We start from the raw sequence: 8500 nt of genomic DNA on the forward strand, positions 1-8500 counted from the left end.
CCTGGCCAGGGCCCTGTTGGGTTCCCCGGACGTACTGCTGTTGGACGAGGCGACCTCTCAGGTGGACGCGATCACCGAGGCCGCCATCACCGAGAGCGTCCGCCGTCAGGCCGACCGTGGCGCCGTGGTGACCATCGCGCACCGACTGTCCACGGTCATCCACGCCGACCGCATCCTTCTTCTGGAGGACGGCCGGATCCGCGCCCAGGGCACGCACCGGGAATTGTTGGAACGGGACACCTTGTACCAGGATCTGGTCGCGGCCCTGCACATCGCGCAGACCGAGGAACGCGGCCGTGAGCGATCCGGCCCCGACGGGCGGGTGGCCGCCGGAGCGTCCCCGAACCGAGTCACCGTGCGGTGCCCCGACGCACACGCGGCGCCCCGGTCGTGACGGCGATCCGGTTCACCATCCGGGAGGCGGCCACGATCCGGCGGGTGGGTCCTCGGCGAGCGCGGTCGTAGCGGGCCAGCGCCCGCCCGAGCGAGGGTTCCTCCGTCAGGGCCCGACTCAGGGCCGCGGCGTCGATGAGGGACTCGCAGGCGCCCCTGCCGAGGTTGGGGGCCATGGCGTGGGCGGCGTCCCCGATGAGCGCGTGGCGCCCCTTGGCGTAGCGGCCGAACGCCGGCAGGTCGTACAGGGCCCTTCGGTCCACGCCGTGGGTCTCGACGGTGGACACGATCCGCGCGACGTCGGGGTACCAACCGCCGTACTCACGGCGCAGGACCGCGGCGTGGACGGCCGGATCGCGTGAGGCGAGTTCGGCCTCCGTGAGCAGGCGCCGGTCCAGGGCCGCGTACCAGTTGGTGGTGTGGGCGTCGAGCGGGGTGATGCCGAAGATGCGGCGCCCGCCCCAGACCTCGGTCACCTGCTCCACCCCGCCGGGCCGTGTTCCCCGGTAGGCGACGGAGCCGAGCGGGCGCGGCGGGCTCGCGTGGGAGAAGGCGGTGCGTCGGACGAGGCTGTGGATCCCGTCGGCGCCGATCACCAGGTCGTGGCCCCGGCCGGGGGCGAGGTCGGCGACCGTCACGGGGGTGTTCCACCGCACGGTTCCATCTGGGAGCGCCGTCACCAGCAGGTCGAGCAGTGCGGACCGGGACACCAGGTGGCCACCGCGTCCCTGGGCGCCGATCAGCACGCGGCCGTCGGGGCGGCGTAGTCTCATCGCGGACCGGTACTCGGCGCGGGCACGGACCTCCTCGGCCAGGCCGAGCCGGTCCAGGGCGGCCATGGCGCCCGGCCACACGCCGAGGGCGCCGCCGATGTCGGGCGGGCCGGCGAGTCTCTCGCGCACCTCCACCTCCCAGCCGCCGTCGAGCAGTCCACGGGCGACCGCGAGCCCGGCGATCCCTCCGCCCACCACCAGCGCCGTCGCGCGCATCGGTCTCACCCCGTCCGTTCGAGGCCCATGGTCACTACGATCGTAGTAACCCCTCACTACGAATGTAGTATGTCGCCATGTCCCGGACAAGAGCCCGTGCCCTCGACGCCGCCATCGAACTGTTGGGGACCCGTGGTCTGCACGCCCTCACCCACGGCAAGGTGGACGTCGAGGCCGGCCTGCCCAAGGGTTCGACCTCCAACCACTTCCGCACCCGCGACGCCCTCGTGCGCGGGGTCGTGGAGCGTCTGGAGGAACTCGACCGAGGGGACTGGGCCGATCTGAACGGCCTGGAGGTGAGCACCGTCGAAGGCCTGGTGGACACCCTGGCACTGTTCGTCTCGGAGATGACCACCACACATCGGAGGCGGACCGTGGCCCGCTACACCCTGTCGATGGAGGCCACCCACAACCTGGAGGTGCGCGCCTCCCTCAACCGCGGGCACGACCTGCTCCGGACCCTGGTCGTCGAGATCCTCACCGACCTGGGGGCCGCCGCGCCGCGCACCGCCGCCCGTACCCTGCTGGCCTACGCCGACGGGCTCATCATGCACGCACTGCTGCGGCCCGAGGCGGTGGAACCGCGCGGGCAGCTCCTGCGCGTGACCCGCGCCTGTCTGTCCCCCTGACCCCGCACACGACGGCGCCCCGACGGGTCCACACGAGACCCCCGGGGCACCGGTCGTTCGAACGGACCCGGCCTCAGCCCTTCACCGCCCCCGAGGTCAATCCCGCCACGATCCTGCGCTGCAGGACGAGCGCGAAGACGATGAGCGGGACGGACACCAGCACCGAGGCGGCCATGATCTGGCCGATCGGGTTCTCGTAGCCGACCCTCTCGAAGGTGCCCACGAACACCGGGACGGTCTGCACGTTCAGGTCTCGCGGGGCGAACGAGAAGGCGAGCAGGAACTCGTTGGTGGCGTAGACGAACGTGAGGATGGACGCCGCCCCCACGCCCGGCGCGGCCAACGGCGCCACCACCCTCAAGAACGCCTGGAACGGCGTGGCCCCATCGACCTTGGCCGACTCCTCGATCTCCTTGGGAATGCCCGCGAAGAACGTCGTCAGGATGAAGATGGACAGTGGCAGGGTCAACGCCACGTACGGGATGATCATGCCCGCGTAGGAGTTGAGCAGGTTGATCCCGGACCATTCGTTGAGCTGCAGGTACATCTGGTACAGCGGGTTGACCAGGGCCACCGGTGGGAACAGGGTCGCCACCAGCGTGGCCGCCAACAGCGCGAACTTGCCGGCCAGCGGGAGCCGGGCCAGCGCGTACCCGGCGAGCGAGGCCACCGGGATGCAGATCAGCGTGGTCACCGACGCCACGATCAGCGAGTTGCGCAGCGGGAACAGGAAGCCCTGGTTCACGACCTCCTGGTAGTTGCCGAGGCTGAACGGTCCGCTGAGGATGTTCGGGTCGGTCAACGCCACCGATCCCGTGCGCAGGCTGGTCATCCCCATCCACAGGAACGGGAACAGGCACCAGGTCAGCACCACCAGCAGACCCAACAGCTTGAGCGCGCCGGACACCGCCGGCGGGGTGCCTCGTTTGGGACGGTGGGCCGCGCGGGTCGCCCCCTGGCTCTGTACGACGCTCATCGCTTCTCCTTCCGCCCCACGTCACCGACCATGTGGCGGCCCATCCGACTGATGAAGGTCAGGCCGACGAGCATGACGATGACGAACGTGACCGTGGACAGCGCGTTGGCGTAGCCCGGTTGTGGTTCGGCGACCAGGAACCGCTGCGCGTACACCGACAGGGTCGCCAGCGAGTTCGAGTACCCGGAGAACACGTACGCGAAGTCGAACATGCGCAGCGCGTCCACCGTGCGAAACAGCAGCGCCACCACGATCGCCGGTCGCAGCAGGGGCAACGTGATGGTCCAGAACCGCTGGAACACGTTGGCACCGTCCATCTTGGCGGCTTCGTAGTAGTCCTTCGGGATGGTCTGCAACCCGGCCAGGAGCAGCAACGCCACGAACGGTGCGGTCTTCCACACGTCCGCGCTGATGATGCCGACCATCGACCACGCCGGGTCCCGGAGCCAGTTGATGTCGGTGCCCAGCACCGCGTTCACGAACCCGGGGTTGTGGTCGAACATGTACCGCCACACCTGGGCCGCGACCGCGGTCGGAATCACCCACGGCACCAGGATGACCGCTCGGGTCAGCCCGCGGCCGACGAAGGCCTGGTGCATGATGAGCGCGAACGCCATCCCGACGACGAACTCCAGGGACACCGAGGCCACCGTGAAGATCAAGGTGTTCTGCGCGGCGTTCCAGAAACCGGGGTCGGTCAGGGCGCGAACGTAGTTCTCGACGCCCACGGGCTCTCGGTTGAACCCCCGGATGTCGTACAGGCTCATCCAGATGGCGTAGAACACCGGGAAGAGCGCGATCAGCGCCATGAAGGCGATCGACGGGGCGAGGAAGATCCGCCCTATCGCCCGTTCCCCCAGTCCATGGGCGCGCCGGCGCACGGCCTTGGCGACGTCGGGGGCGACATCCGTGGAATCGGACATCGCTCCTCTACTCTCCCTCGAGGGCGTTGCCGGCGGCGGTGTCCACGGCCTGCAGCGCGGTCTGCGGGTCCTCCTGGCCGAGGAAGGCCGGGTGCAGGTTGTCCTGGATCTCCAGGGACAACGAGTTGTACCCGGGCACCGGCGGGCGGGCCTGCGCTTGGGCGAGGATGTCGCCGAGCATCTCGAAGTTGGGGTCTTCGGCGTCCTCATAGGCGTCGACCATGGTCGGCGGGAGGCTGTTGTCGGCGAGGACGGCCTGCGCCTCGGGGTCGGTGGCGGCCCAGAGCACGAACTCGCTCGCCAACTCCTTGTTCTCGCTCAGGCTGCTGACGGCGTTGTTGAGCCCGCCCAGGGCGCTGGTGCCTCCCTCACCGGTGAAGGAGGGCAGCGGCGCCACCGCGAAGTCCCCGGCGACCGCGCTCTCCTCGTCCTCCTCGCCCTCCAGGAGCGGGACGGCGTAGGGCCAGTTGCGCATGTAGACGGCCTCACCGGACTGGAAGAGGGCGCGGGCGTCATCCTCCACCATCGAGTCGAAGCCTTCGGCGAAGAAGCCGTTCTCCTGCCCTTCGATCATGAAGTCCAGGGCGGTCTGGGCCGCGTCCCCCTCCAGGAACGTGGAGTTCTCCTGGGACTCGTCGAAGAGTTCGCCCCCCGCGGACCAGAACATCTCCAGGTAGGTGACGACGAATCCCTCGTACTGGTCGCCCTGACCGACGAAGGGCGAGATGCCCTCCTCCTCGGCGGCCGCCATGCCGGTCTCGTAGAGCTCGTCCCAGGTCGTGGGCGGCTCGTCGATGAGGTCGGTGCGGTAGTAGAGGAAGGCTCCGTTGGAGGAGTACGGCAGGGCGTAGAGCTCCTGCTGCCACTGCGCGCTGTCGATGGCTCCGGGCAGGCTCACGTCCTCGATGTCGCCGCGCATGTCCTCCAGGCTCTCGATGTAGCCGAAGTCGGCGAACTCCCCGGTCCAGATGACGTCGAGGCCGAGCACGTCGAACTCGCCGGCCTGGGCCTGCAGGTCCTGGAACATGGCCTGGCGCTGTTCGTCGGCGGTGGGGGCGAGGAAGAAGATCTCGACCTGCTGATCGGGGTTCTTCTCGTTCCACAGGCGGGCCACGTCCTCGTGGATGTGCCGGTCGGCGCCGGTGACCGCCCACACGAACCGGGGATCGTCGGCCAGTCCGGCGCTCTCACCCTCGGCGTCGGACTCCTGACCGGGGGGTTCTCCACAGGCGGTGGCCAGGGTCAGGACCAGGGTCGCAAGGGCGGCACCACCCGCTCGCCATGTGTACCTCCGGTGCCATGGAAGTGCTGACATGTCTCTCTCCTTTGCGCGCCTCCGCGGGAGATGTGGGAGACACGGCGTCTAGGTGTCGGGACAGCGCCCGGTTCGGTTGTCTGAAAACGATGCCATCGAATATGTGATCTAGTCAACAGACTTCCTTGATACGTGTACATATCAGGTGGCGATAGCGGTGATAGTGCAGGTGAATCTGTTGAAAACGTTGCCATAGCGGATGATCGCTCTTACCGTGGAGGCATGAGCAAACACCCCCCGAGCATGCGGGACGTCGCACGACGCGCAGGGGTCTCACTGTCCACGGTCTCGCGTGTGATGCGCGCAGTCCCGGGGGTCGCCCCCGCCGTCCGCGAACGCGTACAGGAAGCGGCCGACGAACTCTCCTACGTGGTCTCGCGCAACGCCTCAGGGCTGGTCACCGGACGTACCGGCCGGGTGGCGGTGGTCGTCCCGTTCCTACAGCCGTGGTTCTTCGGATCCGTCCTGGCAGGCATCAGCGACGGCCTGCAGCGCGCCGGCCTGGACATGCTCGTGTACCAGGTGGGCGAGATGCGCGGACAGCGCGGCTGGACGAGTTCTCTGCCACTGAGGCGCAACAGCGACGCGGTCATCACGGTGGCCATGGACCTGTCGGCCGAGGAGTGCGGGCGTCTGGACGACATCGGCGTTCCCCTCGTGCTCACCGGACAGTGCGTTCCCGGCCGGGCCGGGGTGTTCATCGACGACCGGCAGGGGGCCGCCAAGGCCACACGACACCTGCTCAACCTCGGCCACACCCGCGTGGCCTACATCGGTTCCGAGGGTGGTTCATGGCGCAGCCTGAGCTCACGGGACCGGCTGGAGGGCTTCCAGGGCGCGATGGTCGAGGCCGGACTCGCCGAGTGGAGCGTGCTGAGCACACCCGGTCGTCGGGGCGGCGAACTCGCCATGGGGGAACTGCTCTCCGACCACCGGCCGCCCACCGCCGTCCTCGCCGAGTTCGACGACATCGCCATGGGCGCGCACCGCACACTGCGCCGGTCCGGTATCTCCGTGCCCGGGGCGATCTCGCTCATGGGCTTCGACGACCACGAGGCCGCCGCGGTCCTGGACCTGACCACGGTCGACCAGTCGCCCCGCGCGATCGGAGCGGCCGCCGCCGACCTCACCGTGGACATCCTCGCCGGCGAGGCCCCACCGGACCGGCACGTGGAGATGCCCACACGACTCATCCTCCGACAGTCCACCTCGGCCCCGCTGCGGAGCGAGGGACCGTCCTGACCGGCCGACCGACCAAGTCAGAAGGAGAGAACATGCGACCGTGGTGGCGCGACGCCGTCCTCTACCAGGTCTACCCGCGCAGCCTCGCCGACTCCGACGGTGACGGGGTGGGCGACCTGCGCGGGATCACCGACCGGCTGGACCACGTGGCGGAGCTGGGCGCCGACGGGATCTGGCTGTCGCCGTTCTACCGCTCCCCCTGGGCCGACGGCGGTTACGACGTGTCCGACTTCCGCGACGTCGATCCCCTGCTCGGCACACTCGCCGACTTCGACACCATGGTCGAGGCCGCGCACACCCGCGACCTGCGGGTGATGATCGACATCGTGCCCAACCACACCTCCGAGGAGCACCCGTGGTTCAGGGCGGCGCTGGCCTCCCCGCACGCTCCGGAACGGGACCTGTACGTGTTCCGGGACGGGCGCGGTCCCGACGGCTCCGAGCCGCCCACGAACTGGCGCTCCACCTTCGGCGGGCCCGCGTGGACCCGGGTTCGGGACGGGCAGTGGTACCTGCACATGTTCGCCCCCGAACAACCGGACCTGAACTGGGACGACGAGCGGGTTCGTGAGGAGTTCCGGGACATCCTGCGGTTCTGGAGCGATCGCGGCGTGGACGGTTTCCGCATCGACGTGGCCTACGCCCTGGTCAAGGACCTGGAGCCACTGCGCGACCTGATCCTGGTGGACGGTGGCCGGTTCGAGGACATCGCCGCCAACCCCGACCACCCGTTCCTGGACCGACCCCGGGTGCACGAGGTCTACCGGGATTGGAACGACGTGCTGTCCGCCTACGACCCACCGCGCGCCACCGTCGCCGAGGTGTGGCTGCCCGGGGAGCGTCGGGTGCGCTACACCCGGCCCGACGAGCTCGACCAGGCGTTCAACTTCGAGTACCTCATGGCCCCCTGGGACGCGGAGGCCTACCGCAAGGTGATCGCCTCCTCCATCGCCGACGCCACCAGGGTGGGCACCGTCCCCACGTGGGTGACCGGCAACCACGACGTGGTGCGCAAACCCTCCCTGCTGGGGTTGCCGGCGGGCACCGATCCGCGCCGATGGCTGCTGTCGGACGGCCGCGACCCCGAACCCGACCACGCCCTGGGCCGGGCACGCGCCCGCGCGGCGGCACTGCTCACCCTGGCCCTGCCGGGGTCGGCCTACGTCTACCAGGGCGAGGAGTTGGGGTTGCCCGAGGTCGCGGATCTACCGACCGACGCGCTGGAGGACCCCCGGTGGCGGGGCAGCGGGCACACCGACAAGGGCCGGGACGGCTGTCGGGTCCCGCTGCCGTGGACCCGGGAGGGCGCCTCGTTCGGGTTCGGCCCGGCAGGTTCCTGGCTCCCCCAACCCGACTGGTGGGGCGAGTACTCGGCCCAGGTCCAGGAGGAGGACCGGGACTCGACGCTGTGGCTGTACCGGAACGCGCTGCGACTGCGCCGGACCTTCTCCGGCGACGAGGTCCTGGTGTGGGACGACTCCCTGAATCGGGGCCCGGTGGTGGCGTTCCGTCGGGGTGAGGTGCTGGTGCTGGTGAACACCGGCCCCGAACCCGTGCGGCTGCCCGCCGGCGAAGTGCTGCTGTCCAGCACCGACGTGACCACCGACCTACCCGGTGACGCCGCGGTGTGGATGCGTGCCGTCCAGGGATCGACAGCGGCGGCGCGTTGACGGGCCTGGGCCCCGAAAGGCCTCGGCCGGCTCTTCGGGGCCCTCGGTGGAGACCGGGTAGGACCGACCTGAACAGGCGGCACGGGTCGCCGGAGCAGGAACCGACGGACACCGCGGAGACGATCCGGCAAGGCGGCCGAAGGCCACCGAGCAGAGCCGTCTCGAACACAACCAGGGACTCGGGGCGCCTCCGAAAAAAACGACGAGACGACCCGGCAAGGCGGCCGAAGGCCACCGAGCGGAATCGTCTCGGATTCAAGTGGAGCTATGGGGATTCGAACCCCAGACCTCCTCCATGCCATGGAGGCGCGCTACCGACTGCGCCATAGCCCCTTATCGGGAGTCGTCGGGGCTTCGCCCTTT

Annotated in this window: 7 protein-coding genes, 1 tRNA gene and 1 pseudogene; 4 read left to right on the top strand and 5 right to left on the bottom strand. The window is 69.5% G+C overall.

All coding sequences use genetic code 11. From position 1 onward, the window contains the following. Window positions 1-394, top strand: a pseudogene (locus K8V84_RS06355) (hypothetical protein); the annotation flags it as partial. Here K8V84_RS06355 and K8V84_RS06360 read toward each other — a convergent pair. Then, window positions 351-1382: an FAD-dependent monooxygenase gene (locus tag K8V84_RS06360; protein WP_304071662.1), complete on the bottom strand. Its 1032-nt coding sequence runs from the start codon at window positions 1380-1382 to the stop codon at window positions 351-353. The pseudogene K8V84_RS06355 and the gene K8V84_RS06360 overlap by 44 nt on opposite strands. A 77-nt stretch (window positions 1383-1459) precedes the next feature. On the opposite strand from K8V84_RS06360, the gene K8V84_RS06365 reads away from it, so the two are divergent. Continuing rightward, the gene (locus tag K8V84_RS06365) at window positions 1460-2011 is read left to right on the top strand and encodes a TetR/AcrR family transcriptional regulator (protein WP_304071664.1); all 552 of its coding nucleotides are present in this window, start codon (window positions 1460-1462) and stop codon (window positions 2009-2011) included. Window positions 2012-2084: 73 nt separating this feature from the next. Here the strand turns inward: K8V84_RS06365 and K8V84_RS06370 are convergent, their stop codons facing one another. The 3 genes from K8V84_RS06370 to K8V84_RS06380 form a co-directional block, all read right to left on the bottom strand. Beyond that, on the bottom strand, window positions 2085-2987 hold the full coding sequence (locus tag K8V84_RS06370) for a carbohydrate ABC transporter permease (protein WP_304071665.1): 903 nt from the start codon (window positions 2985-2987) through the stop codon (window positions 2085-2087). After that, window positions 2984-3832 carry a sugar ABC transporter permease gene (locus K8V84_RS06375; protein ID WP_304071674.1) on the bottom strand — a complete coding sequence of 283 codons (849 nt, stop codon included), beginning with the start codon at window positions 3830-3832 and terminating at the stop codon, window positions 2984-2986. Before K8V84_RS06375 ends, K8V84_RS06370 begins: the two co-directional genes overlap by 4 nt. Window positions 3833-3917: 85 nt before the next feature. Beyond that, the gene (locus K8V84_RS06380) at window positions 3918-5225 is read right to left on the bottom strand and encodes an ABC transporter substrate-binding protein (protein WP_304071667.1); all 1308 of its coding nucleotides are present in this window, start codon (window positions 5223-5225) and stop codon (window positions 3918-3920) included. A 222-nt stretch (window positions 5226-5447) separates the two neighbouring features. On the opposite strand from K8V84_RS06380, the gene K8V84_RS06385 reads away from it, so the two are divergent. Together K8V84_RS06385 and K8V84_RS06390 are read left to right on the top strand one after the other, a co-directional pair. Continuing rightward, entirely contained in the window at window positions 5448-6467 is a 1020-nt protein-coding gene (locus K8V84_RS06385; RefSeq protein ID WP_304071669.1) for a LacI family DNA-binding transcriptional regulator, read from the top strand. Window positions 6468-6499: 32 nt separating this feature from the next. After that, window positions 6500-8137, top strand: a complete 1638-nt coding sequence (locus tag K8V84_RS06390) for an alpha-amylase family glycosyl hydrolase (protein WP_304071672.1) — start codon at window positions 6500-6502, stop codon at window positions 8135-8137. A gap of 260 nt (window positions 8138-8397) precedes the next feature. Here the strand turns inward: K8V84_RS06390 and K8V84_RS06395 are convergent. Beyond that, window positions 8398-8470, bottom strand: a tRNA-Ala gene (locus tag K8V84_RS06395). Between the last annotated feature and the right edge of the window lie 30 nt (window positions 8471-8500).

This window comes from Nocardiopsis listeri (assembly GCF_020741345.1).
GTDB classification, from domain to species: domain Bacteria; phylum Actinomycetota; class Actinomycetes; order Streptosporangiales; family Streptosporangiaceae; genus Nocardiopsis; species Nocardiopsis listeri_A.